Annotated in this window: 17 protein-coding genes; 12 read left to right on the top strand and 5 right to left on the bottom strand. The window is 72.6% G+C overall.

The genetic code is table 11. The features are described 5' to 3' along the window. Positions 1-76 precede the first annotated feature (76 nt). Positions 77-4,024, bottom strand: a complete 3,948-nt coding sequence (locus ACFYL6_RS00365) for a ThuA domain-containing protein (protein WP_387165604.1) — start codon at positions 4,022-4,024, stop codon at positions 77-79. Between the two features lie 324 nt (positions 4,025-4,348). Here ACFYL6_RS00365 and ACFYL6_RS00360 point away from each other — a divergent pair, with 324 nt between their 5' ends. Continuing rightward, positions 4,349-4,639, top strand: a complete 291-nt coding sequence (locus tag ACFYL6_RS00360) for a DUF1540 domain-containing protein (protein WP_387165602.1) — start codon at positions 4,349-4,351, stop codon at positions 4,637-4,639. Positions 4,640-4,754: 115 nt separating this feature from the next. Here ACFYL6_RS00360 and ACFYL6_RS00355 read toward each other — a convergent pair whose 3' ends face one another. The 3 genes from ACFYL6_RS00355 to ACFYL6_RS00345 all read right to left on the bottom strand — a co-directional run bounded on the left by ACFYL6_RS00355 (position 4,755) and on the right by ACFYL6_RS00345 (position 9,071). Beyond that, positions 4,755-6,215, bottom strand: a complete 1,461-nt coding sequence (locus ACFYL6_RS00355; protein WP_387165600.1) for a hypothetical protein — start codon at positions 6,213-6,215, stop codon at positions 4,755-4,757. Further along, the gene (locus ACFYL6_RS00350) at positions 6,212-8,068 is read right to left on the bottom strand and encodes a dynamin family protein (RefSeq protein ID WP_387166804.1); all 1,857 of its coding nucleotides are present in this window, start codon (positions 8,066-8,068) and stop codon (positions 6,212-6,214) included. The genes ACFYL6_RS00355 and ACFYL6_RS00350 overlap by 4 nt, the downstream gene beginning before the upstream one ends. Before the next feature lie 115 nt (positions 8,069-8,183). Beyond that, complete coding sequence (locus ACFYL6_RS00345) at positions 8,184-9,071, bottom strand: IniB N-terminal domain-containing protein (RefSeq protein WP_387165598.1); 888 nt, start codon at positions 9,069-9,071, stop codon at positions 8,184-8,186. A 301-nt stretch (positions 9,072-9,372) separates the two neighbouring features. On the opposite strand from ACFYL6_RS00345, the gene ACFYL6_RS00340 reads away from it, so the two are divergent. The 11 genes from ACFYL6_RS00340 (at position 9,373) to ACFYL6_RS00290 (ending at position 24,121) form a co-directional block, all read left to right on the top strand. Continuing rightward, positions 9,373-10,632 (top strand): Hsp70 family protein, encoded by a 1,260-nt coding sequence (locus ACFYL6_RS00340; RefSeq protein ID WP_387165596.1) that lies wholly within the window; start codon positions 9,373-9,375, stop codon positions 10,630-10,632. Between the two features lie 5 nt (positions 10,633-10,637). Then, positions 10,638-13,202, top strand: a complete 2,565-nt coding sequence (locus ACFYL6_RS00335) for a LuxR C-terminal-related transcriptional regulator (RefSeq protein ID WP_387165594.1) — start codon at positions 10,638-10,640, stop codon at positions 13,200-13,202. Then, positions 13,199-15,139, top strand: coding sequence for a nitrate- and nitrite sensing domain-containing protein (locus ACFYL6_RS00330; protein WP_387165592.1), 1,941 nt, complete (start codon positions 13,199-13,201; stop codon positions 15,137-15,139). The genes ACFYL6_RS00335 and ACFYL6_RS00330 overlap by 4 nt, the downstream gene beginning before the upstream one ends. After that, a complete protein-coding gene (locus ACFYL6_RS00325; protein ID WP_238659150.1) occupies positions 15,136-15,585 on the top strand; it encodes a roadblock/LC7 domain-containing protein in 450 nt (149 codons plus the stop codon). Before ACFYL6_RS00330 ends, ACFYL6_RS00325 begins: the two co-directional genes overlap by 4 nt. After that, on the top strand, positions 15,563-15,943 hold the full coding sequence (locus ACFYL6_RS00320; RefSeq protein WP_387165590.1) for a DUF742 domain-containing protein: 381 nt from the start codon (positions 15,563-15,565) through the stop codon (positions 15,941-15,943). The genes ACFYL6_RS00325 and ACFYL6_RS00320 overlap by 23 nt, the downstream gene beginning before the upstream one ends. Before the next feature lie 134 nt (positions 15,944-16,077). Continuing rightward, positions 16,078-16,755: a cellulose binding domain-containing protein gene (locus ACFYL6_RS00315; protein WP_387165588.1), complete on the top strand. Its 678-nt coding sequence runs from the start codon at positions 16,078-16,080 to the stop codon at positions 16,753-16,755. An 87-nt stretch (positions 16,756-16,842) separates the two neighbouring features. Continuing rightward, positions 16,843-17,595, top strand: coding sequence for an ABC transporter ATP-binding protein (locus ACFYL6_RS00310; RefSeq protein ID WP_387165586.1), 753 nt, complete (start codon positions 16,843-16,845; stop codon positions 17,593-17,595). After that, positions 17,592-20,132: an ABC transporter permease gene (locus tag ACFYL6_RS00305; protein WP_387165584.1), complete on the top strand. Its 2,541-nt coding sequence runs from the start codon at positions 17,592-17,594 to the stop codon at positions 20,130-20,132. Before ACFYL6_RS00310 ends, ACFYL6_RS00305 begins: the two co-directional genes overlap by 4 nt. Before the next feature lie 101 nt (positions 20,133-20,233). Further along, positions 20,234-21,451: a sensor histidine kinase gene (locus tag ACFYL6_RS00300; protein WP_387165582.1), complete on the top strand. Its 1,218-nt coding sequence runs from the start codon at positions 20,234-20,236 to the stop codon at positions 21,449-21,451. After that, positions 21,451-22,095, top strand: a complete 645-nt coding sequence (locus ACFYL6_RS00295; RefSeq protein ID WP_238659146.1) for a response regulator transcription factor — start codon at positions 21,451-21,453, stop codon at positions 22,093-22,095. The genes ACFYL6_RS00300 and ACFYL6_RS00295 overlap by 1 nt, the downstream gene beginning before the upstream one ends. A gap of 109 nt (positions 22,096-22,204) precedes the next feature. Continuing rightward, the gene (locus tag ACFYL6_RS00290; protein ID WP_387165580.1) at positions 22,205-24,121 is read left to right on the top strand and encodes a glycerophosphodiester phosphodiesterase family protein; all 1,917 of its coding nucleotides are present in this window, start codon (positions 22,205-22,207) and stop codon (positions 24,119-24,121) included. A 40-nt stretch (positions 24,122-24,161) separates the two neighbouring features. On the opposite strand, the gene ACFYL6_RS00285 is transcribed toward ACFYL6_RS00290, so the two are convergent. After that, positions 24,162-24,749 carry a hypothetical protein gene (locus ACFYL6_RS00285; RefSeq protein WP_387165578.1) on the bottom strand — a complete coding sequence of 196 codons (588 nt, stop codon included), beginning with the start codon at positions 24,747-24,749 and terminating at the stop codon, positions 24,162-24,164. Positions 24,750-24,767 lie beyond the last annotated feature (18 nt).

The following is a 24,767-nucleotide window of genomic DNA, read 5'->3' as shown; positions in this document are numbered from 1 at the left end:
CTGCTGAGCATCACGTGATCGAGGCGAGTCCGCCCCCACCGCCGAATCGACGGTGGGGGCGGACTCAGGTGGTGGTTCAGCTCGCGTACGCCTCCAACTCCCAGAGCGAATGGCCATATCCGGTGCCCCGGGCCGTGCCGTAGATCCGCAGGTAGCGGCCGTTGGCGCCGAGCGCGGTGTGCTCGTCCACGCCGCCGTCCGCCCCGGTCACCGTCTTCACGGTGGTCCAGGTGGTGCCGTCATTCGAGGTCTGGATCTGGTACGCGCTGCTGTACGCCGCCTCCCAGCTCAGCTTGACCCGGCCGATCGCGGTGGCGCTGCCGAGGTCCACCCGAATCCACTGCGGGTCGGAGAACGTGCTCGACCAGCGGGTGGTGAGGCTGCCGTCGACCGCCTGGGCGCCGGAGACGTCGGCCCCCTCGTTGCTCGACGTCGACGTGGGTTTGTTCAGCAGCAGGTTGCCGCCGGTCGGGCTTCCGGTGCCGCCGTACACCTCGAACTCGAACAGCGAGTAGCCCCAGGCGGTTCCCCGGGCGGTGCCGAGCAGCCGGACGTACCGGCCGGACCCGCTGAGCCCGGTCAGGTCGTCCACCCCGCCGTCACCACCGCTCACCGTACGGATGGTGGTGAAGTTGACCCCGTCCGGTGAGGTCTGGATCTGGTATCCGCTGCCGTACGCCGCCTCCCAGGTCAGCTTGACCCGGTTGATGGCGTACGAGGCGCCGAGGTCCACGTCGATCCACTGTGGGTCTCCGAAGGCGCTGCCCCACCGGGTGCCGGCCACGCCGTCGAACGCGTTGGCCGCGCCGAACGCGCCCTCGAAGCTGGACGCGCGCGCCGGCTTGCCCCGGGCCAGGTTGGCGCCCGGCTCGGGGTCCGGGTCCGGGTCCGGGTCCGGGTCAGGACCGGGACCGCCGGGGCTGGTGGAGAGGGTGAACTCGTCGATGTCGAAGTAAGGGCCGGTGCCCTTGAACACCAGGAACAGCGTCCGGGTGCCGGTCGGGGCGGTGACCCCACCGGTGACCGTGGCGAAGTTCGCGTACCCGCCGGTGGCCACGACGGTGGCCGAACCGACAAGCGGCCCGGTGGGCGAGTCGACCCGCAACTCCAAGGTGCCGCCACCACCGGCCGGTGCGCCGACCCGGGCGCTGAACGACTGGACGCCGGTCAGGTTGTAGGGGCGGAACGAGATCCAGTCGTTGTTGTCGACGTAGCCGACCGCCGCGCCGCCGTGCCCCGCCGCCCCGGCGACGACCTGGACGCCGGACGAGTCACCGAAGTGCTCGGCCTGGCGTACCCGGGGTTGCAGGACGGCCTGGGTGTGCGTGGTCAGCGGCGGCTGGCCGCCCCCACCCAGGTCGGTGTACTCGGCGTCGATGATGCCGAAGATGTTCGCCGCCGTGTCGTGCTCGCCGTCGGCCGAGGTCTGGATGACCCCGGTACAGCCCTGCACGCTGCCGAGCTGGTGCCCATGCGAGTCGTGACCGAGGACGTAGTTCACCTTGACCCGGGCGCAGTTGATCGCACCGTCCTGGGCGTCGGTGACGGTGACGGAGAACGGCACCGCGTCCCCGAAATTGAAGGTCTGCCCGTTCAACGGGGTGTTCACGGTGACCACCGGGGCACTGTTGCCGACCGTGACGACCACGCTCGCGGTGGCCGTCTTGCCTGTGGTGTCCCGAACCGTCAGCGTCGGGCTGCGGGTCCCGTTGGTGGTGTACGTGAAGCTCGGGTTCGCCGCGGTCGAGTCGGTGGTGCCGTTGTTGTCGAAGTCCCAGGCGTAGGTGAACGGGTCGCCGTCCGGGTCGAGGGTGCCGGCCGAGGAGAAGGCCACGGTCAGCGGCGCGGTGCCACTGGTCGGGGTGGCGGACACCTTGGCGACGGGTGCTCGGCCCTCGCGGGCGTACTCGATGCGGTAGAGCGCCGAGTTGGCGTCGCCGTTGAACCAACCGGTGCCGTAGTCGAGCACGTAGAGCGCGCCGTCCGGGCCGAACTCCATGTCCATGACCTGGGTGCCGGTCCACGGGAACGGGTTGATCTTCAACGGTTGGCCGGACGCGTCGAGCTTGATGTTCTTGATCCAGCGGCGACCGAACTCACCGGCGAAGAAGGTGCCGTCGTAGTACTCGGGGAACGCCACGGGCGAGGTGTTGTTCGGGTCGTAGCGGTAGACCGGCCCGCCCATCGGCGACAGGCCACCGCCGGTGAACTCCGGCGGCGAGCCGGAGCCGCCGTACGGCAACCAGGCCGGGACGGCCGGCGGCAGCTGGGTGATGCCGGTGTTGTTGGGCGAGTTGTTGACCGGCCCACCGGCGCAGTTGAACTTCGCCCCGGACGGTCCGGACGGGAAGGTGTAGTCGTTGTAGGCGTCGTTGCGGGCGGTGCAGTACGGCCAGCCGTAGAAGCCCGGCCGGTCGATCCGGGCGAACTCGACGTTGCCCGCCGGCCCCCGGTTCGGGTCGGCGGTGCCCGCGTCGGGGCCGTAGTCACCGAGGTAGACGATGCCGGTGGCCTTGTCCACGCTCATCCGGAACGGGTTGCGGAAGCCCATCGCGTAGACCTCCGGGCGGGTCCGCGCGGTGCCCGGGCCGAACATGTTGCCGGCCGGGATGGTGTAGCCGCCGGCCGCGCTCGGCTTGATCCGGAGGACCTTGCCGCGCAGGTCGTTGCTGTTCGCCGAGGTGCGCTGCGCGTCGAACGCCGGGTTGCGCCCGGCCCGCTCGTCGATCGGGGTGAAGCCGGCCGAGTCGAACGGGTTGGTGTCGTCACCGGTGGACAGGTAGAGGTTGCCGGCCGCGTCGAAGTCCATGTCACCACCGACGTGGCAGCACATGCCCCGGCTGGTCGGCACGTTGAGGATCAGCGTCTCGCTGGCCAGGTTGATGGTGTTGTCCGCGTTCACGGTGAACCGGGCCAGTCGGTTGACGCCGTCCCAGACGGCGAAGTCGGCCGGGGTGCCGGTGGCCGGCGCACCACCGCCGGGGGTGCTCAGTGGTGGGGCGAAGTAGGCGTACACCCAGCGGTTGGCGGCGAAGTTCGGGTCGGCCTTGATGCCCTGCAAACCCTCCTCGTCGCCGGTGTAGACCGGCAGGGTGGCGGCGATCTTGGTGTTGCCGGCGGCGTCGGTGTGCCGGATCACGCCGTTGCGGGAGGTGTGCAGCACGCCCCGGTCCGGTAGGACGGTGAGGCTCATCGGCTCGCCGGTCTCGGCCGCGCCCTTGGCCAGCTCCACCTGCTGGAAGCTGCTGGTGACGGTGGGACCACAGTCGGCGTCGACCGCGCCGGCGGCCGTCTGGATGCCGCCGAGCAGGTGCTGCCGGAAGCTCGCCTCGGTGTACGACGCGTCGGTGTGCCCCAGACCCGTGTACCAGGCTCGACCGCCGGAGTAGTTCTGGCACCAGGAGATCGGGTGGTCGGCGCCCATGCTCCCGCCCGTGTAGGTGCTCTCGTCCAGGGTGGCCAGCACGTGCGCGTTGCCCCGGGGGTTGGTGCGGTAGTTGTACAACTCGTCGAACCGGTTCCACCGCTGCGGCAGGGTCGCGGTCGACGGGTGCACCTGGTCGGCGACCTTCACTGTGACGTTCTGCTCGGCCGGGTGCGAGGCGAAGTACGCCCCGACCAGTCCCCCGTACCAGGGCCAGTCGTACTCGGTGTCGGAGGCGGAGTGCACGCCCACGTACCCACCGCCGCCGGTGATGTAGCGCTCGAACGCGGCCTGCTGGGCGGCGTTGAGCACGTCACCGGTGGTGGAGAGCCAGATCACCGCGGCGAACCGGTCCAGGTTGGCGTCGGTGAACTGGGCGGCGTCCTCGGTGGCCTCGACGGTGAAGCCGTTTGCCGCACCGAGCTGCTGGATCGCGGCGATGCCCGGGGTGATGGAGCCGTGCCGGAACCCGGCGGTCTTGCTGAAGACCAGGACGGTGAACGGTGCGGCGCTGGCCGTGGGTGGCGCGGCGACGATGCCGCCCGCCACGAGGATCGCACTCAGCGCGAGGCCGAGCCACAATCTCAGGGATCTGCGCACAGTGGGGTCCTTTCGCGGTGCGAGGGACGGCGTGCGCCGATCACGCCTGGCGGTGGTGGGACGAGATATGTGAATGCATCGTTGCGTTCCGATCACGGGCGCGTCAAGCACTCTCCCACCATCGGTGAGAGCGTTATCTCCGCAGGTCAGGCGCGACCGTACGGAGTGAGATCGAATAACGGTTTTCGGGGCCGCGATCCACCCGCGGAAGGGCGGTTAGGCGAGGCTGGCCTATGCAAATCTTCCCCAAAAGAGATAGCTGGTGGGGAGTTGTCCCGTCGAGGCCGGGTATGGGGGTGACCACCGACGGGAAGCGAGATCGCCATGACCGACATGCTGGAGATGCCGCGGGTGCACGAGTGCACGGTCACCGACTGCGGCTACAACCACGACGGCTGCCACGCGTTCGCCATCACCATCGGGCAGCAGAACGCCAACTGCGCCACCTTCATCGACACCTCGGCGAAGGGCGGGCTGGACCGCGTCATCGCCCAGGTCGGTGCCTGCAAGCGGGCCGACTGCCAGCACAACGCCGAACTGGAGTGCCACGCGCCGTCCATCAGGGTGGGCCCGGGCCAGGACATCGCGGACTGTCAGACGTACGAACCGCGCTGAGCCCGGCGCGACGCGTGCGAGGGACGGCCACCACGGCCGCCCCTCAGGCGTGTCAAAGGCCGTTACCCCGGGGACGACCATCGGCCGCCGCCGCGGAAGCGGCGATCAACGACGCTCAGCGTCCGCCCGCGACCAGCTCGGCGATCATCCCCTCGCAACTGCGGACGACGACCTGCGCGCCGCGCCGCTGCGCCAGCGGCAGCAGTGGATCCTCCGCCCGGTCCCGCCACCGCCACTGCGCGTCGGAGGCCACCTCCCAGAGCTGCCGCACGTCGGCCTCGTGCTCGACACCGAGCCGAGCCGCGAGGCCCACCCCGTCGCCGCCGACCAGCCGCTGCGCCTCGGCGGCCAGCTCCGCGTCGAACCCCAGCCGGGTGTTGCGCAGCGCCACCAACAAGCGCAGCTCCCGGAACTCGTGCGCACCGGCGAGGATCTGCTCCACCGCGCCGACCAGCTCGGCCGATCCCCGGGTGGGCTCGGCCCGCAGCAGCGCCTCCACCGCGGCCAGCGCCGACCGGGCCTTCAGCGCGTCGCGGCGATCGATGAAACAGCGCGTCACCGACTCGCGCAGCTCGGTGAGACCGCTGCGCCGAATCAACTCGGCGGAGAGCTTCACCCGGCTGTCGAACCCGCTGCGCACCAGCGTGGCCGCCAGCCGGACACCGAAGACACCGAACCGGCCCAGCAGCGCGGCGCGCACCTCGGTATCCAGCCGCACCGGCAGCTCACCGTGGAGGAACCGGTCGGCGGAGATGAGGTGGACGTCCAGCTCCGCCCGGGGCACCTGGGCCAGGGTCGCGAGCGCGGCGAAGTCCGACTCGCCGAGCATCCGGCCCGCCAGGCCGATCATTCCACTGCACGCCACGACGTTGACGCTGAGCGCGTTCACCCTCGGGTCGCGGTAGTGCCGGCGCGCGAGCTGGCGCGCCGTGAGCAGACCGTCGATCCGACCTCCGCCGGTCTCGTCGGCGCGGGACAGCACCATGATCACGTTGACCGCGGCGGACTGCCCGACGGCACTGTCCCGTGCCGACTCCAGCACCCGCAGATCGCTGTCGCGACCGTCGCGGGTCAGGTACAACACCGCGTCCGAATCCCGCAGCACCCGCTCCAACACCGGCACCCGACCCTGCTCGGCTCCTCCGGTGACCGCCGGGGTGTCGATCAGCGTGATCTGCCGCAGCGCCCGCGTCGGCCACCGCACCACGATGTCCCGCACGTCCCCCGCACCCCAGCCCAGATCCACCCGCAGCCCGGTCGCCGACTTCACCACTGCCAACTCCTGCGGTGGCTGCCCGACCGGGTAGGCCGTGGCGCGCGGCGCGGCCCCGTCCTCGTACCAGGTGAAGGCCCCGTCCGCCCGCTCGACCGGCGCGACCTCCTCCCCCATCAACGCGTTGAGCACCGTCGACTTGCCCGATCGCCACGGGCCGACGATGGCTATCCGCAGCGGCTGCTCCAACCGGGCCACCTGATGCCGAAGCTCTGCGACGGCCCGGGGATTGTCCTGGTACAGCTCGATGGCCTGGTGCAGCAACCCCCACGCCGCCTCGTCCAGGCGCACCCCCACCGTCATGCCTGCGGCTCCAGCAGCAACGGGGCGGACCGGGCACCGGTCAACTGCTGAGCCTGCTCGTACACCGCGGCCAACCGGGTCATCTTCAACCGGATCTCGCGCTGCCGCTGCTCGCGCAGGGAGGCATCGGTGTCGGCCTCCTGCTTCGCGCTGCGGAACGACTGCACGATGGCCTCCTGGAGCTCCTCGGTCAACCCCGTGAAGTGGTCGCGCAGCATCCGCTGCACCTGCCGGGCGGCATCACGGCAGTCACGGATGATCCGGACGAAGAAGTCGTCGACATGCCGCTGGATGGCCGTCTTGACGGTCGCCTGCCGGCGACGGAGCAACTGCTTGCTCTCGTCGCGGATGCTCTTGCCGCCGAACAGCGCCCCGATGCCGACCGAGACCGGATTGATCATCGGCATGCCGGCCAGGGTGGTCGCCAGACCGAACATCAGCATGCCGCCGTACGAGCCCTTCATGCCGGTGAACAGCTTCTGGCCGGTGGTGAACCGGTCGATCGTCGGCCGTTGCAGCTCGGGCAGTCGCTCGCCGATGTCGTCCGGCATCGTCATCGACCACGGCGGCAACACGTCGTAGCCGTACCGGTCGAAGTTGGCGGCCACCCTCCGGGCGATCCAGTCACAGCGCTGGATCAACCACTCGTGGTTCGCCTCCGCCGCCTCCACCAGGCTCCTCTCCAGCCAGTCCTGGAAGGTATCCCAGGCGACCAACGGATCGGCGGTGTCGAACGCCTCGTCCACCGCGCGCAGGATCTGTCGGGTCCGGTCGCGCAGGTCGTACTCGAGGTCGGCGAGCAGGTCGGTGATCTCGTCGGTCAGCGTGTTCTGCCACCGGGTGGAGCACCGGCGCAACTCGTCGACCTCGCGCTGCGCCGCGTGCAACCGGGAGATCGGCCCGGACTGCTCCTCGGCCTGCTGGGTCGCCAACTCGGCGCGCAGCGGCGCGGCCAACTGCTCCACCACCGTCCGGGCCACCGTCTGCACCGCCGCTCGGGCCAGGTGGTCGCCCTTGCCGGCCAGGTCGCGTTGCAGGCGGGCGATCAGCGCGGGAAAACCGGACTCGGCGTTGAGGCCACGGTCGTCGGCCGCGGCGGCGCGCAGTCGCAGCGCGGCCGAGACCGGGATCAGCGTCGCCGGGACGCCCGCCTCGGCGAGGTGCTGCCGGTTGCGCTCGGCGACCGTACGCCAGTCCGCAACCAGATCGGTCTTGCTCTGCACCACGATCACGTTCGGGTGCGAACGCATGATGTGCAGCAGCATGTTCAACTCGGCGACCGACAGCTCCCGGGTGGAGTCGGTGACCAACAGCACGGTGTCCGCGCGGGCGGGCGCGGCGACCGAGGCGGCGGCGCCGATACCGGCGACCTCGTCGGTGCCGGGAGTGTCCACCAGCACCAACCCGGCACCCAGCAGGGCGCGGGGCAGTCCGATCTCGACGTACGCCGGGCCACCGCCCGGCCGACGCCCGACCAGGCCGGCCACCCCTGCCGCGACCTGGTTGAGGGCCACCGGGGTCCGCTCGACGGTCACCGCGGCGGCGGTGCCGGTGGGGTGCCCCGGGGCTGGTGGCGGCGACTGCGCCACCGCCGCGGTGGGGGCCTCGGCGTGCTGCACCACGGTCGGCAGGACGGTCGTACGGCCGTCCCCGACCGGGCAGGCCGGAGCGTTGATGATCGCGTTGATCAGCTGACTCTTGCCCTGGTTCGGCTCGCCGATGACCAGGACACGCAGCGTCGGGTCCAGCAGTTGCGCACGCTTCTGCCGCACCGTCTGGAGTAGGTCACCACGCCCGTGTGCAGTGCATGTGCGGGCGATCTCGTCCAGCACGTCCAACCAGATCCCGGCCATCACCGCACCAAGTGTGCGGATTTCGGCTTAATTATCAAGAGGGACCGGATGTGGAACCGGGAAGGGCCGGATCGCCCGAGACGATCCGGCCCTCCGCTCCGACCGGAAATCCAGGTCAGAGCAGGCCGCCGGTGATACCCAGCAGCCCGTGATCGGACGAGGCGTGCGAGTCGTCGCCGAGCACACCGTCGGTGACCCCACCGGTCACGTCACCGACCGTGTCGGTGACACCGGGGAGGAGGCTGTCCACCTGGTGCGTCACGCCGCCCACCGTCGACGGCACGTCGAGCGGCGGGACCACGCCGCCGACGAGACCGTCGCCGTGCCCGAGGCCCAGCCCGCCGAGGGTGTCGTCGACACCGAGAGAGCTGACGACCCCGCCGAGCTGACCGTGGGTGCCGGAGAGAACACCACCGGTCAGGTCGCCGCCGATCAGATTCGAGTCAGTGCCGCCGAGCAGACCGGTCGGGTCGCCGACGGTGCTGGTGACGTCCCCGAGCACCGGGTCCGCGATCGCGTCCACCGGCTGCACCACGTCGGCGTCGAGGGTGTGCGCCACGTCGGAGACACCGGCCAGGTCGGTGTCGAGGCCGGACGGGCCGATGCCCAGACCGATGCCCGGCAGAACGGTGACCCCGGCGGCGGCGGTCGACGGGTCGACCGCGATGGCGCCGAGCACGCCGGCCTTGACGTCCAGGCCACTGGGCGAGCTGGTAACGCTGATCTGCTGCGCCACGCTCTGCAGCTGACCCACCACGTCGGTGGTGTCGGTGAGCAGCGGGTCCAGCCCGAGCTGCTCGACCGGCGAGGTCAACGGCGCGAGGCCCGCACCCGGCGCGTAGTCGACGACCAGCGGTACGACGTCCTGCACGTCCGCGGCGGTGATGTCGGTGAGCCCGGCGCCCCGCAACGCACCCTCGGGGTCGAGGTCGAAGGCCGACCGCGCGTCCGGGTTCGTCAGTAGGTCGAGCACGAAGTCGTGGAGCGTCTGCTGCGAGTCCATGTGCCGGTTCTCCTCGGATGTGGCATTGGCGGGGTGTCGTACGTCGACAGTGAAGACGCTATTGCCGGGGCCCACCCCCGGGCATCGGGGCTGAGCCCGCATCCGGGCCGGTTGAACTAGGGGCTCCGCCACCTCGTACGTTAGGGGGACAGGGGGAAACCGTCCCGACGAGATTAGGGTCCCGACCAGGGATGGATCTCTGGTACGAACGTAGGAGCCCGCGGGGTTCGCCGGGGGTGGGTCGTCGGGCAGCCGACGCCATCGCCACCGACCGGCCGACTCACGGGGAGAGACAGAGACGATGCCGTACGTCCTGGGGATAGACATCGGAAGCAGCAACACGGCCGCCGCGGTCGCACGACGACGCGGCGCGACCTGGACACGTCCCGAGGCCGTCCCGCTGAGCGCCGGCTCGCCTCTCATGCCGTCGGTGCTCTGCCTGGCCGAGGATGGTTCGCTGCACGTCGGCGAGCCCGCGACCGACGACGGCAGCCGCACCACCCGCGACTTCGTCCACCGGATCGGCGACGACGTGCCGGTGCTCCTCGGCGGCGAGCCGTGCGCGCCGCAGACCCTGACCGCCGAGTTGGCGGCGTGGGTGGTGGAGCGGGTCCACGCCCTGGAGGGCGGGGCGGCCGAGGCGATCGTGCTCAGCCACCCGGCGGGGTGGCGCCCCTACCGACGGGAGGTGCTGCACCGGGCACTGTCGGCCCTCGGCCTACGGCACGTGACGTTGCTGCCCCGCACGGTCACCGTCGCCGAGAGCCACGCCGCTCGCGGGTTCGCGGGCAGCACGGCCGTTGTCTACGCCCTGGGGGGCAACAGCTTCGAGGCGGCTCTGGTGCGCCGCACCGCGCGCGGCACGTACGAGACGTTCGGCACCCCGCAGGGTCTCGACTCGATCGGCGGCGCCGACTTCGACGAGGCGCTGGCCGAGCATTCCCGTACCGTGCTGGCCCGGGAGTTGGCCGCGACCGGACGTCGCGGGGCCCAGGCCGCGCTGCGTGGGCTGCGCGCGGAGTGTGACCGGGTCAAGCGGGTGCTGACCGTCGACCTGACCGCCGACGTGGTGCTGACCCTGCCGAGCGGCCCGGCCCGGGTGCCGGTGACCCGGGCGCAGTTCGAGGCGATGATCCGCCCGACGGTGCAGGCCACCGTCGACCTCCTGCTCCGGGCCGTGCGCAGTGCCGACCTGACTCCGGCGCAGCTCGACGGCGTTCTGCTGGCCGGCGGCTCCACCCGGGTCCCGCTCGTCACCGAGCTGATCAGCGCGGCCCTCCCGGTGCCCGTCGAGGTGGAGCCGGACGCCCAGTTGACCGCCGCCACCGGGGCGGCGATGGCCGCCTGTCAGGTGGTGTCGCCACGCCCCCGCCAACCGGCGCCGGCCCGCGTTGCGGCCCCGGTCAGCGGTGCCGGGCCGGCCGGCCTGCCGGCACCACGCCGCCCCCACCACACCGTTCCGGGTGATCCGCCACCGCGGCCCCCGGTCCGGGTCCTCCCACTGGAACTGCCGAAGCCGTCCCGCCTGGCGCTGGCCCGGACCCGGGGACGCGAAGGATGACCCCAATGATCATGAATGACCTCGCCGCACCAGGGTTGACCCTGGACAAGGGGTTGCAGGCGCTGCTGGACACGGTCGCGCAGGATCCGACCGGCCCACTCGCCGTCGGCGTCGCCGGCCCGGCCGGTCACGGAAAGACCGCGCTCCTCGCCGAGTTGGAGCGCATTCACCAGCGCGCCGGGGTCGCCGTACGCACGACCGCTCCGGAGCCGGGTGAGCCGGTCGACCCCGACACGGTGGTGCTGGTCGACGACGCGCACCTGCTCGACGACGCGCGGATCGAGGCGCTGCTGCGTCTGGTCGCCGGCCGCCGACACCGGTTGGTGGTGGCCCACCGCCCGTGGCCGCGGTCGGCGGCGTGCAGCGAGCTGGTCGACGCCCTGCGACGCGATGGGCAGGCCGTGCTGCTCACACCGTTCACCCGGGAGCAGACCGCCGCGTACCTCGCCGGCACACCCGAGCTGGGCCGCCCCGCCGATCTGGTCGACTTCGTCCACACCCAGACCGCCGGCGTACCCCGGGATGTCGAACGGCTGGCCCGTGGCCTGGCCGGCGCGGAGACCCGGACCGGCGCGATGGTCGACCCACCCCGGTCGGTCATCCTCGAATTCAGCCCGGACCTGGAGGTCCAGCCCACCGCGGTACGACGACTGCTGCTCGCCGTCGCGGCCGGCGGGGCGCTGCCGGTGAGCATGCTCGGCGCGCTGCTGGGTCGGGACCCGGCCGGGGTGGACGAGTTGATCGCCACGACCCGGGCGGCCGGGCTGCTCGGCGCCGACGGCCGGCTCGCGCCGATCGTCCGGCGGGCCGTCGCGACGCTGAGCCCCACCACCGAGCGGACGGCGGTCTGGCGCCGGCTCACCGAGTTGCAGCTCGCCCGTGGTGGCGCGGTGCTGCCGCTGGTCCGGTCCCTGCTCGCGGTCGGCGCGCTCGGTGACTGCCCGGCCGCGACCCTGGCCGCCGCGGCGGACGAGGCGCTGGCCGACGAGCCGGCGTTCGCCGCCGAACTGTTCGCGGCGGCCACGGCGGCCGGACAGCCGCCCAACGCGCGGCAGGCGCTCGCCGCCGCGCTCGCCGGTGACCTCGACGACGCGCTTCGGCTGGCGGACCGGCTGCTGGCCACCGCCGCTCCCCCGGAGCGCTCCGAGGCCGCCGTGGTCGCCGCCACCGCCCTGGCCCACCGTGGTCACGTCGGTCGCAGCGTCGAGCTGTTCCGGTGGTCCGGCACCGCCTCGGCGGCGGCGTTCGCCATCGTCGGCGGCCTCGCCGCCGGTGAGCTGGCCGCTACCACCGAGTCACCGGCGGGTGACCCGGCGGGCGAACCGCCCACCCTGCACGCCAGCGCCGCCCGACTGATGGCCAACGGTGTACGGGAGAGCGTGACCGGCCCGCCGACCGCCGCGCTCTCCGCGCTCGTGCAGGCCGCCGCGCTGCTGGAGCCGGACGGCCGAGCGGCGCTGCTGCCGGACAGCCCGGCGGCCCTCGCCGCGTTGACGGCGGTGCACTGCGGTGAGCTGGAGATCGCCGAACGGGTGCTGCACCGGGCCCTGGGCGCCGGTGTCGGCGGCCCGCTGATGGCCCGCCGCCACCGGCTGTTGCAGGCCTGGATCCTGATGGTCCGTGGCGATATCCACGCCGCCGGCGAGCGCCTCGCCACGGTGACGCTCGACGGGCGGCAACTGGAGTCACGCGACCAGCTCTTCGCCGCCGCGATCCGGATGGGCATCGGCCGGCGCAACAGTGACCTCGGGGCGCTCAAACGGGGTTGGGGGCAGGCGCTGGAGGCCGTGGTGCGGCACCCGGTCGACCTGTTCACCCTGCTGCCGCTGGGTGAGCTGGCCATCGCGGGCGCGCGGCTGGGTGACCTGGCGCGGCTGGAGCCGTACCTACACCAGGGGCGTTCGCTGCTCGACCGTCTCGGCAACCCACCACTGTGGAGCGTGCCGTTGCACTGGAGCGGGCTGCACGCCGCCATCCTGACCGGCGAGCCGACGGTCGCCGACGAACACGTCGCGGCGTTGCTCGCCGCCGCTGGCCACAGCCGGTACGCGGCCGTGGTCGCCGCCGCCGCGGAGAGCTGGGTGGAGGTGCTCCGCGGGGATGTCGACCCGACCCGGGTGGAGGCCGCCGCCCGCGGACTGCACGACACCGGGTTGTGCTGGGACGGCGCCCGCCTCGCCGGGCAGGCCGCCATCCGCACCGCGGACCGCCGGGCGATGACCACCCTGCTGGAGTGCGCCCGAGCGTTGCAGGGACGACCCTCCGGCGGGCACGCCGGGCAGACACCGACGACCGGCGCGAGCACGGCACGGGTCGCCGGCCCCACCCAGCACGGGCTCAGCGACCGCGAGTACGAGGTCGCCGAGCTGGTGCTGGCCGGATTGACCTACCGGGAGATCGGCGACCGGCTCTTCATCTCGGCCAAGACCGTCGAACACCACGTGGCGCGGATGCGCAACCGGCTGAACTGCGCCAACCGTACCGAGCTGCTGGCGTTGCTGCGCACCCTCGTCGCCGACCGGGCCAGCGACAGCGCCGGGCAGCCGTGGCCGCAGCGGACGAGCCGATGACCCGTAACGATGTCCGGCTGATCCGGACCAGGCTGGCCGTGCTGGCCGCCGTGCTGGTCACGCTCTGGTCGTACGCGGCCTACGTGTCCACCCAGGATGCCGTCGACCTGCTGCGCGTGCGGGCGCTGGCGGACACGCTGGGCCAGCCCATCGACCGCCTGATACTGAGCCTGCAGACGGAACGCCGGATCACCGCCGAGACGCTCGCCGAAGCGGGGCAGACGACGCCCGAGCTGGTCGGGGCCCGCCACGGCACCGACCGGGCCGCCGCCGAGATCCGCGAGTTCACGAAGGGGCGCGACCTTCGGCTGCTCAGCGCCGGCACGGTCCGCGACCGGGCCGGCGAGCTGGTCCGACGGCTCGACGGCCTCGGCACGACCCGGTCCCAGGTGGACACCGGGCGGCTCGACCAGGCCACGGCCACCGCCGGGTACGACGAGGTCATCGACGTCGCCTTCCGGGTGTACGGCCCAGAGTGGGGCGCGTACGAGAGCGGGTTGGCCGCCGACACCCGCGCGGTGATCGCGCTGGCCCGCGCCCGGGAGTTGCTCGCCCGGGAGGACACCCTGGTCAGCGCGGCCCTGACCGGGGCACGGCTCGGCGTCGACGAGCGGCGTCGGCTGACCGCACTGGTCAGCATCCAGCGGTACGCGCGCACCGATGCCGCTGCCGGGCTTACGCCCGCCGGTCAGGACGAGCACCAGCGCCTCGCGACCGGCCCCGAGTTCGCGGCTCTGCTCGCCCTGGAGGACCGGCTGCTGCTCCAGGCGGGCAGCACCAACGCCCTGGCCGGTTTCACCCTCCAGGCCTGGCGGGCAGCGGCGGACGCCGCCCTCGGCGCGCTGCAGACGCTGGTGACGAGCACCGCCCGCAGCAGCGTCGAGCGGGCCACACCGGGTGCCGCCATTCTCATCGCGCGTACCGGGGCCGTGGTGGGGCTCGGCCTCATCGTCGTCCTCGTGCTCCTGCTGAGCTGGGCGGGCACCGTCCGACGTCTGACCAACGAGCTGACCAGGCCGGACGCCGACCCTCCGGTGCAGGACGCACCGGCCCCGGCGCGGGAACCGGCGACGCCGGGGGGTGACGCAGAGCGGGAGCTGTTTCTGGGGCTGACCCGACGCAACCAGGTCCTGCTGCGCGAACAACTCAGCCTGCTGGACGGGATGCAACGTCGGGAGCGGTCCACCGAGGAGAACGGCGAGCTGTTCCAGCTCGACCACCTCACCACGCGGATCCGACGCAACGTGGAGAAACTGATCACCCTGGCCGGCGCGAGACCCGCCCGCCGCTGGCGACGCCCGGTGCCGCTGCTCGACGTGGCACGCGGCGCGGTCGCCGAGGTGCCGGACTACCACCGGGTCCTGATCGCGCCGCACTGGCCCTGGTCGCTCGCGGGGCCGGCCGTCACGGACGTCATCCACCTGCTGGCGGAGCTGATCGAGAACGCCCTGGCCTTCTCCGGGGCGGACACCACAGTCCGGGTCAGCGGCGAACAACGACCGCAGGGGTGCGCCGTCCTCGTCGTCGACGACGGTCCCGGCCTGGACGCCGCCGCGCTGGCCGAGGCGAACCACCTGCTCGGCCAGCCGCCAGCGGACGGCCCGCCCGCGGGCCGCGCCGGCTGGTACGCGGCGGCCGTACTGGCCGGCCGTTGCGGCGCCCACGTCTCGCTGCGCCCCAGCCGGCGCGGTGGGACGGCCGCGATCGTGCTCCTGCCCGCCCAACTGGTCACGGTCACCGACACCGGCCGCACACCGGCCAGCGCACCACCCGACACCCCGTACCCACCGGCCCGCACCGACCTGACCGACCCGAGCGGCGACGGCGCGCTGCCGACGCGGGTCCGCCACCCCGGGCCGACCGGCTCGGGACACGGCAGGACCAGCCTCGACACGGTCGAGTTGCCAGTAGCGAGAACAGCAAGGAGACCTGAATGACGTCTGCAGTGGTCACCGAGGACGGCCTGACCGACGCCCTGAACAGCCTGGTCGACCGGGTGCACGGCGCGGAGTTCGCCGTGGTGCTCTCACCGGACGGGCTGCCGCTCGGCGGGTCGCGGCGGGTGGGGGAAAAGCTGGCCGAGCAGATCTCCGGGGTGGTCGCCGGCCTGATCGCGTTGGGGCTGGCCGCCACCCGCACCTGCGACGCCGGTCGGCTGCGCCAGGTCGTGGTGCAGATGTCGCGAGCGTTCCTGTTCATCGCCACCATCCCGAACGGGACCATCCTCACCGTGCGGATCGCCGGTGACGACGTCGAGGTCGGTGACATGGCGTACGAGGTGGCGCTCTTCGTGGGGCAGGCCGAGCGGCACCTGCCGATCACTCTGGGCCCGGCCTCCTCGGTGACGATCGGGGACACTGGTGCACACCAGCGGCACCACTGACGAGGCGTGGTACGACGACGACGCGGGCCCGGTCGCCCGGCCCTACACCATGACCGGGGGGCGCACCGCGCCCGCACGCGGCAAGTTCGACCTGATCTCGCTGGTCGTCGCCCGGCGGGGGGTCACGCCCCCCACACCGCTCTTCCCCGAACAGGCGCGGATCGTCGAGCTGTGTCACCATCCAGTGTCGGTGGCCGAGGTCGGTGCCGAATTGGACCTTCCGTTGGGGACAGTCCGGGTGCTGCTCGGCGACCTGCTCGCGGCCGGGCTGATCGAGACGCACGAACCGCCGATGCTGTCGGAGCTGCCGACCGAGGACCTGCTCGAGGCGATACTCGTCGGGCTCCGCGCTCTGTGACCGGGTAGGTGCCATCCACGACCCGGACGGATCGTGGGCACCCACCCGGCGACGAACTGAAGGAGAGACAGGCAGTGCCGGCAACACCACCCCAGCCACGCCGTACCGTGGCAATCATCCTGCTGGATCGGGTCGTGGCCCTCGTCACGACCACACGGCGGGTGCTCACCGGCCAGGAGGACGTCTCGCGGGCCACCTGGGTGGCCGTCATCGCGGCGCTCGGGGTGCTGATCGCGACGGCCGTCTCCGTCGTCGGGGTGCTGCGGACGCCGGAGAAGCTGACACCGGTGGCCCTCGACCCACCGCCGCGGGTGGAGCAGGTGGGCGGGTCGCCGTCCGGTACGCCCCGCGCGCAGGCGCGACCGGCGGTCACCAGCCCGGCGGTGCCCGCTTCCCCACCCGCCTCGGCCTCCTCGGTCCCACCGGCCGTCGCGTCGTCGGGCCGGCCCACGCCGACCGGTGCGACCGCCGAACCCACCCCGGCGGCCCTGGGTGCCGACTTCGCCATAACGGACAACGCCCTGCTCAGCTACGGCGCGACCGTGACGATCAACAATCCCGGCTCGGTCCCGGCGCCGCGGTGGACGCTTGTCGTCACCCTGCCCCGGGAGTCGCTGGCAGTCAGTGGGGTCGAGGGAGCACAGGCCAGCCGGGACGGCGCGGTGTGGACGTTCGTGCCGGAAGCGAACACCGGCCAGGTGCCCGGCAACGCCTCGGTCCGGGTGACGTTCCGGGTCAATGGATCGTTGACCGGTTCCGCTCCCAAGGCGTGCACCATCGACGGGGTCGCCTGCTCCGGCCTGTCGAACTGACCTGCTCCCACGGTAGGGGTTTCCCCACCGTCGAGATCATGGGTCGCCGTGTGGTCCGGGAAGGTCGCCTCGACCAGGCTTTTCCCCATGCGAAACAGCGATGGGACCACCGCTCGCGGGCTGGTCGTCGAAGTACTCGACGTGACAAAGACGTACGCCGGCGGGGGCGGTGCGCGGGCGTTGGACGGGGTGTCGGTCGGGTTCGAGGCCGGTTCCTTCTGCGCGGTGATGGGTCCGTCGGGCTCGGGCAAGTCGACGCTCCTGCACTGCGCGGCGGGCCTGGACCGGCCGGACAGCGGCCGGGTGCTCCTCGCCGGACAGGACATCGGCGGGCTGCGTGAACCTCGACTCACCGAGGCCCGGCGACAACGGGTCGGGTTCGTCTTCCAGTCGTACAACCTCATGGAGTCGCTGTCGGTCTGGCACAACATCCTGCTCCCGCAACGGCTGGCCGGGGTGCGCCCGGACCAGGGCTGGGCGCGGGAGGTGATCCGGCGCGTCGGGCTCACCGGACGCGAGGACGACCGACCCGGCCGACTGTCCGGCGGTCAGCGGCAGCGGGTCGCGCTCGCCCGTGCGCTCGCCAGCCGACCGGAGGTCATCTTCGCCGACGAGCCGACCGGTGCGCTGGACCTGTCCACCGGCCGCGAGGTGCTCGGGTTGCTGCGTGAGGCCGTGGACCAGACAGGCACGACGATCGTCATGGTGACGCACGACCCGGCCGCCGCGGCGTGGGCCGACCGCGCGGTGTTCCTCGCCGACGGACGGATCGTCGCGGAACTCGCCGATCCGACGGCCGAGAAGGTCGCCGCGCAGATGATGGCGGTGACGGTCCGATGATCCGGCTCGCTCTCGGCACCCTGCGCCAGCACCGCGGCGCCTACGCCGGCACGTTCTTCGCCGCGCTGCTGGCGGTGGCCCTGCTCGTCGGCGGTGGCCTGCTGCTCGCCTCCGTGCTCACGGCGAAGCCGCCGGCCGACCGGTTCGCGGCGGCGATGATCGTCGTGTCCGGTGGCCGTGACGTCACCCTCGAGAAGGTCACCACCACGCAGAAGAAGGACAAATCCAAGGTCAAGCGCAAGGTCAAGTCCGAGCGACTCACCGGTGCCGGCTCGCTGCCGGTCGACCTCGCCGGCCGGCTGGGCGACCTTCCGGGTGTCGCGGCGGCGGTCGCGGACGTCGCCTTTCCGGTCCAAACGAGTACGCCGGACGGCCGGCCGTTGCGCGGCGCCGACGGTGCCCCGGTGATCGGACACGGGTGGGCCTCCGCGGCGCTGACGCCGTACCTGTTGCGCAGCGGTGCGGCGCCCGGCCGGGGTGAGGTGGTCATCGACGCCGACCTGGCCCGGCGGTCGGGCAGCACGGTGGGCGGACGTCTGCTGGTCACCACGAAGACGGGTGCCCGCACGATGGTCGTCTCCGGCGTCGCGGCGCCGGCCGGCCGGGACGGGCTGCCCGCCCAGGGCGCGCTGTTCGTCGCCGACGGTGAGGTGGCGACGGTTTCCGGGCTGCCCGGTCCGACCGCGGTCGGCGTGCTCGCCCGACCGGGCGCCGACCCGGTCGCGCTCCGCGCCGCGGTCGGGCAGGTGGCCGGCGACCACGAGGTGCTCACCGGTGCCGACCGGGTCCGGGCCGACCTGCCCGGCGCTCTGCCGGATTACATCGGCCCAATCTCGATCTTCGGTTTCGTCATCGGCATCACGGCGTTCGCGGCCGTCTTCGTCCTCACCGGCACGGTGACGCTCGGCGTCCGCCAGCGGCTGCGCGAACTGGCACTGCTGCGCACCGCCGGCGCGACCCCCGGTCAGCTGCGCCGCCTTCTCGGCGTGGAGAGCCTCCTGCTCGCCGGGGCCGCCGCGCTGCCCGGCGCGCCGCTGGGAGTGCTGTTCGCCCACCTGGTCGCCGCCCGGTTCCGGGAGCTGGGCGCGGTGCCGGCCCAGTTCGTCGTACGGACCAACGTGCTCGTCCTCGTCGCGGCCGCGGCGGCCGGGATGGTGGTGACCTTCGTCGGTGCCCGGGTCGCCGGCCGCCGAGCGGTGCGGATCGCCCCGACGCAGGCACTCGCCGAGACCGCCGACGCACCCACCGGCGGGCTGGCCCCGCGGGTCGCCGTCGCGGTGGTGACCACCGCCGGTGCGATCGCCCTGCTCGTCTTCGTTCCGCTCGACGGGCCACTGGGGATGGGCATGAGTTTCGTGTCGTCCGCCCTGCTGCTGTGCACGGTCGCCGCCCTCGGCCCACTGCTGGTCCGGGCGCTGACGACACCGGTGTCCCGCCTCGTCGGCGTCGGCGGCCCGACCGGTTGGCTGGCTGGCCTGGTCACCAGGGCCGAGCGGCGACGGGTCGCGGCGATCGCTGTCCCGCTCGTGCTGATGTTCGCGATCAACGCCACCATGCTGCTCAACAGTGCCCTGCTGGGCCAGTTGGCCCAGCGGGAGCAGCAGGACCGGACGGCGGCCGCGACGGCACAGGTGACGGCACCCGGCGGCCTTCCGCTCGACACCGTCGAACGACTCGTCGCCCTGGACGGGGTGACCGGTGCGGCGGCGACGCTGCCGACCCGGGCGATCGTGGAGCAGGGCGGCAAGCCCGAGGACTTCGCCAGCCAGGGTCTGCTGGTCGCCGGCTCCGAGGCGGCGCTCGACCTCGATCTGCGCTCCGGGACGCTGCCAGGCCCCGGCGCGTTCGCCGCCAGCGCGTACGTGGCCGGCCAGTACGGCTGGCGGGTGGGCGACGACGTGCGGGTATGGCTCGCCGACGGCCATCAGGTCGACCTCCGCCTGGCCGGGGTGTACGCCCGGGCCCGTGGCTTCGGCGACCTCGTTCTGCCGGCGGCGCTGGTAGCCGCACACGACCCGCGCGGGCTGGTCAGCACGGTCGGGCTGCGCTACGGCGGCGACGTCCCGGACCGGATCGCCGCGTCGTGGCCCGGCCTGCGGTTGGCTCCGACGCTCGGCGCGGCGCCAGCCGGTGATGCCCAGAACCAGCAGGGTGCGTGGGAACTCATGGTGGTCATCTCCCTCGGCTTCACGGCGATCGCCGTCGTCAACACGTTCGCCATCGCCACCGCCGCGCGGCGCCGCGAGTTCGCCGATCTGCGGCTGGCCGGTGCGACGACCGGGCAGCTGCACCGGCTCGTCGACCGCGAGGCGACGATCACGGTTGCCGTCGGGCTGGTGCTGGGCGCACTGGTCACCGCGATCGTGGTCGGCGCGTTCAGCGCGGCGCAGGACGGCACCGTGCGGGTCGTCGTCGACGCCGGCACGTACGCGGGGATGCTCGGCGGTGTCGCGGCGCTCGGGCTGGTCGCGGGCGCCGTACCGGCCCGGGTTCTGTTGCGTCGGCGCGGCCTGCCGGCCCTGGGCGACGGGCGCTGAGGGTGCTTCCGACCGGACCGCCGCTCGGGCTCGTCGTCCGGATCCTCCGGGGCCGAGTCCGGTCGGCGGTCCGGGGCGGTGCCGCCGATAGGATCGCCGCGATGATCCGCACAACGGCTTCAGCGCTGGCGTACCTGCTCAGCAGCCTCGTCGCGGGCGTCGTCGGCCTCGGCTGGAGCCTGGCGTCCACCATCGGGGTCGGCCTGCTGTCGATCACGCAGCTCGGTGGCCCGGCCTTCCTCGGCGCGACCTGGGTGACCCGGCGCCTCGCGGACCTGGAGCGCCGCCGGGCAGGTTGGGTGCTCGGCGCTGCCATCGCCGCGCCGTACCTGCCGATCGAGGGTGCCACCATCCGGCAGCGGGTCCGTGCGGTCGCCGTGCAGCCCGCCACCTGGCGCGACCTGGCCTGGCTGGTCGCGGTGTTCCCGCTGGGCCTGGCCGGCGGAATCGCCGCCCTCGTGGTCACCGTCGTCGATCTCGCCGCCGTCGTGGCGCCGCTGTGGGCGTGGGCGGTGCCGAACCCGCACGCGCCCTTCCCGATGCGTCCGCTCATGACGACGGTGCCGGGTCGGTTCGGCCTGACCGTGCTCGGCGTGCTGTTGTTGCCGGTCACCGCGTGGTTGCTACGGACCGCCGGGCGGGCCCAGGCCCGCATCGCCCGAGGTTTGTTGGCGCCCGGCGCGCACCGGCAGTTGGTCGAGGAGGCCGCGCGCCTCGCGCAGACCCGCCGTCGGGTCGTCGACGCCCAGGCGGCGGAGCTACGTCGGATCGAACGGGACCTGCACGACGGCGCCCAGGCCCGGATCGTGGCCGCCGGCATGACACTGGCGCTGGCCGCCCGCAAGCTTCCCACCGGCGCGACCGCCGCGTCCGATGTGGACCTCGCCCGTCGGCAACTCGACGACGCCCTCACCGAGCTACGCCGGCTGGTGCGTGGCATCCATCCGCCGATCCTCACCGACCGGGGGCTGCACGCCGCGGTCGCCGCCCTGGCCGGCGACAGCCCGCTCGCCGTCGAGATCCGGGGCGACCCGGAGCAGCGGTATCCGCCAGCGGTCGAGTCGGCGGCCTACTTCGTCATCGCCGAGGGTCTCGCCAACGCGGGCAAACACGCCGAAGCCCAGACCTGCGTGGTCACCCTCGTCCGAGGCGCCGGTGCGGTCACCGTCACGCTCACCGACGACGGACAGGGCGGCGCCGACCCGGCCGGGTCCGGGCTCGACGGCCTGCGCCGCCGGGTCGAGGCACTCGACGGCCGGCTCACCATCACCAGTCCACCCGGCGGTCCCACCGTCCTGTCCGCGGAGCTGCCCCACTGATGCGCATCGTGATCGCCGAGGACCTGCTGCTGCTCCGGGACGGCCTGGTGCGGCTGCTGACCGACACCGGCCACACCGTCGTCGCCGCCGTCGACACCGCACCCGCCCTGCTGGCGGCCGTCACCGAGCACCGGCCCGACCTGTCCCTCGTCGACGTGCGGCTGCCACCCGGCTTCCGGGACGAGGGGCTGCGCGCCGCCCTGACGCTGCGCGCCGCGGACCCGGACACGAAGGTGCTCATCGTCTCCCAGTACGTCGAACGGGCCTACGCCGTGGAACTGCTCGCCGACGGCCGAGGCGGTGTCGGTTACCTCCTCAAGGACCGGGTCACCGCCCTCGACGACTTCCTCGACGCGGTGACGCGGGTGGCCAACGGGGGCACCGCCCTCGACCCCGAGGTGGTACGCCAACTGTTCACCCGCAACAGCCGTAACCACGGCATCGACGGGCTCACCGCACGGGAGCGGGAGGTACTCGGCCTCATGGCCCAGGGCCTGTCCAACGCGGCCATCTGCGCGGCGCTCGTCCTGGCGCCGGTGTCGGTGGAGAAGCACATCACCAACATCTTCGCCAAGCTCGACCTGCCGCCCGCCGAGGACGCCAACCGGCGTGTCCGCGCGGTCCTCGCCTACCTCAATCACTAGAAACCCCGGTCGACACCCGACTCCTGCTCCCGGTCGGTACATCGAGCGTTCGGGCCACGGTCACACTGGATTGATCATGAATTCGGGCGTGCTTCGTACCGTCGCGACCATGACTGTCCTACCCGCACCACCGTCGCCTCGCCGCGCCGGGTCGCGCCTCGGCGCCCTGGGTACCCGGGCCGCTGCCGCCGTCGCCGCCCTCGCCGTCACCGGCGCTGCCGTCGCGGTCGCCGTCGCGACCTCGTCGCCCGCCACCGCCGAAGCGGGCAGCGTCGTCGTCTCGGAGAACTTCTCGACCGGTTCGCTGCCCGCCGGTTGGCACGCGGTCGACGGCGCCTGGAAGGTCGAGAACGGCCGACTGTACGGAACCTCCGCCAGCTCCAGCGACAACAACAAGATCACTTTCGGCCGACACCTGAACGACTTCCGCCTCGAGGCGACCATGCGCTTCGAATCGGTCTCGGCCGCCACCCGCTGGGCCTCGCTCGGCATCGACGTCCCCGCCAGTGGCGCGACCCCCTGGTGGATCGCCACCATGCGCAGCGGCACCACCGCCGCCAACGGGCTCGAATTCGCCCAGCGGACCACTGCCAACGCCTGGGTCGTGACGAACACCGCCTCCGCCCCGTCCGCCGCCGGCACCGGCCGGGACGTGCGCGTCGCCGTCGAGGTGCACGGCAACCAGGCCCGCTGGATCTTCGACGGGCGGGAGGCGATGCGGACCAGCAGCCTCCAGCGTTCCGCCGACGGCGTCCAGGGGCTCTTCGTCAACGGCGCGACCGTGTCGTACGACGACGTCACCGTCACCGAGCTGGCGCCGAACGGCTACCTCCGCCCGGAGGGCAGCCCGTTCACCGTGATCGCCCACCGGGGAGCGTCCGCCGCCGCACCGGAGAACACTCTCGTCGCCCAGGAGATCGCCCGTAAGGGCGGCGCCGACTGGATCGAGAACGACGTCCAGCCGAGCAAGGACGGCATCCCGTTCATCCTGCACGACGGCACCGTCGACCGGACCACCGACGGCACCGGCAACATCCGGGACCTGACCGCCGCGCAGATCAAGGCACTCGACGCCGGCTCCTGGTTCGGCCCCCAGTACGTCGGCGAGCGGGTGCCCACCCTCGCCGAGCAGCTCGCCGACCTGCGGACCCGGGGCGGCAACCTGCTCGTGGAGATCAAGGGCAAGCACACCCGCGACGAGGTCGCCACGATCATCCAGGTGATCCGGGACGAGCAGATGATGGGCCGGGTCTTCATCCAGAGCTTCGAGGTCGACGCCCTGAAGTACACCTACGAGATCGCCCCCGAGCTACCGCTCGGCCTGCTCCGCAGCACCCTGGACGCCGACCCGGTGGCGATCGCGAAGGAGCTGCACCTGACCGCGTACAACCCGGACGGAAACGCGCTGTTGGCCAAGCCGGAGGTCGTCGCCCCGCTGCACGCCGCCGGGGTCGCCGTGATGGCCTGGACGATGGACTCCGCCGGCCTGTGGCAGCGGCTGGAGCGGATCGGCACCGACGCGATCATCACCAACCGGGCGGCGGAGCTGGTCGGCTGGAACTCGGCGTTCGTCCAGCGGCCCTCCGCCGACCCGACCGTGCAGATCACGTCGCCGACCAACGGGGCTCGGCTGGACCGGGCGCAGTCCCCGGTGATCGCGGTAGCCGCGACCAACGCGGACACCGTCACCGTCACGCTGGACGGTAAGAAGTCGGCCGCCGGGCGCAAGCTCGACCTGGCCACGCTGACCGCCGGCCGACACACCATCTCCACCGAGGCCATCGGGCCGGAGGGCACCGCCACCGCGACCAGCACCTTCACCGTGACGGTGAGCCAGGCCGGCCTCGGCTACCTGATCCTCACCTCGGGCGCGGACCCGGCCGCCGTCACCGCGATGACCACCAAGCTGGCCCACGCCCAGTACGCCGAGCTGGCCACCTACGCCGACCGGCAGGCCGGCAAGCTGGTGCCGGCGGAGGTCGCCAGCGTCATCGCCGCCGACGCCCGTACCCTCGCGCTGAAGTAGCGGCTCTCCGGGTGGCGCGGGCCCGCGCCACCCGGGGTCCTCAGTGGACGGCGACGGGCGATTCGGCCCGCTCTCGCAGCAGCGGCAGCGCCGGGGCCAGCGCCATCGCCATGCACAGGCCGCCGATGGGGAGCAGGTCGAGGGTGACCGCCGGCAGGACGATGCCGGCGAGGAGCAGCGGCACACTCCACCACGGCAGCCGCCGTCGCACCGCGAGCATCACCGCCAGAACGAGCAGGCCGAGGAAGAAGAGCTGGGGTACGACGTCGTAGAAGGCCACCTCGACGCCGGGGATGTCCTTGAAGTCCGCGCCGAGCCTCGACATCTCTGCCCGGTCCTCGGCCAGGAGCCCTTCCACGATGTCCGCGCCGAACTGCACCATCGTCGCGGCGAGGCCGACAAACGTGCCGGCCACCACCCCGGTGCGCCACGGACTGCGGGGCAGCAGGCGGGACAACGCGAGCACACCCGGGACGAAACACACCATGCCGGCGAGAGCGACCAGGTGCGCGGCCTGCCAGTCGAGCCCGGGGCCGTACACCCCGTCGGATTTCCCCCACAGCCGGACCAGGCCGTAGGCCACGATGCCGACCGGCCCGGCGATCACGTAGAGCGCAGCGCGTTTCATGCCAGCCATCATCTGGCC

It is taken from the genome of Micromonospora sp. NPDC007208 (assembly GCF_042869175.1).
Lineage (GTDB): Bacteria > Actinomycetota > Actinomycetes > Mycobacteriales > Micromonosporaceae > Micromonospora > Micromonospora foliorum.
Note: the sequence above shows the minus strand (reverse complement) of the source record. Positions and strands in the feature narration are given on the sequence as shown.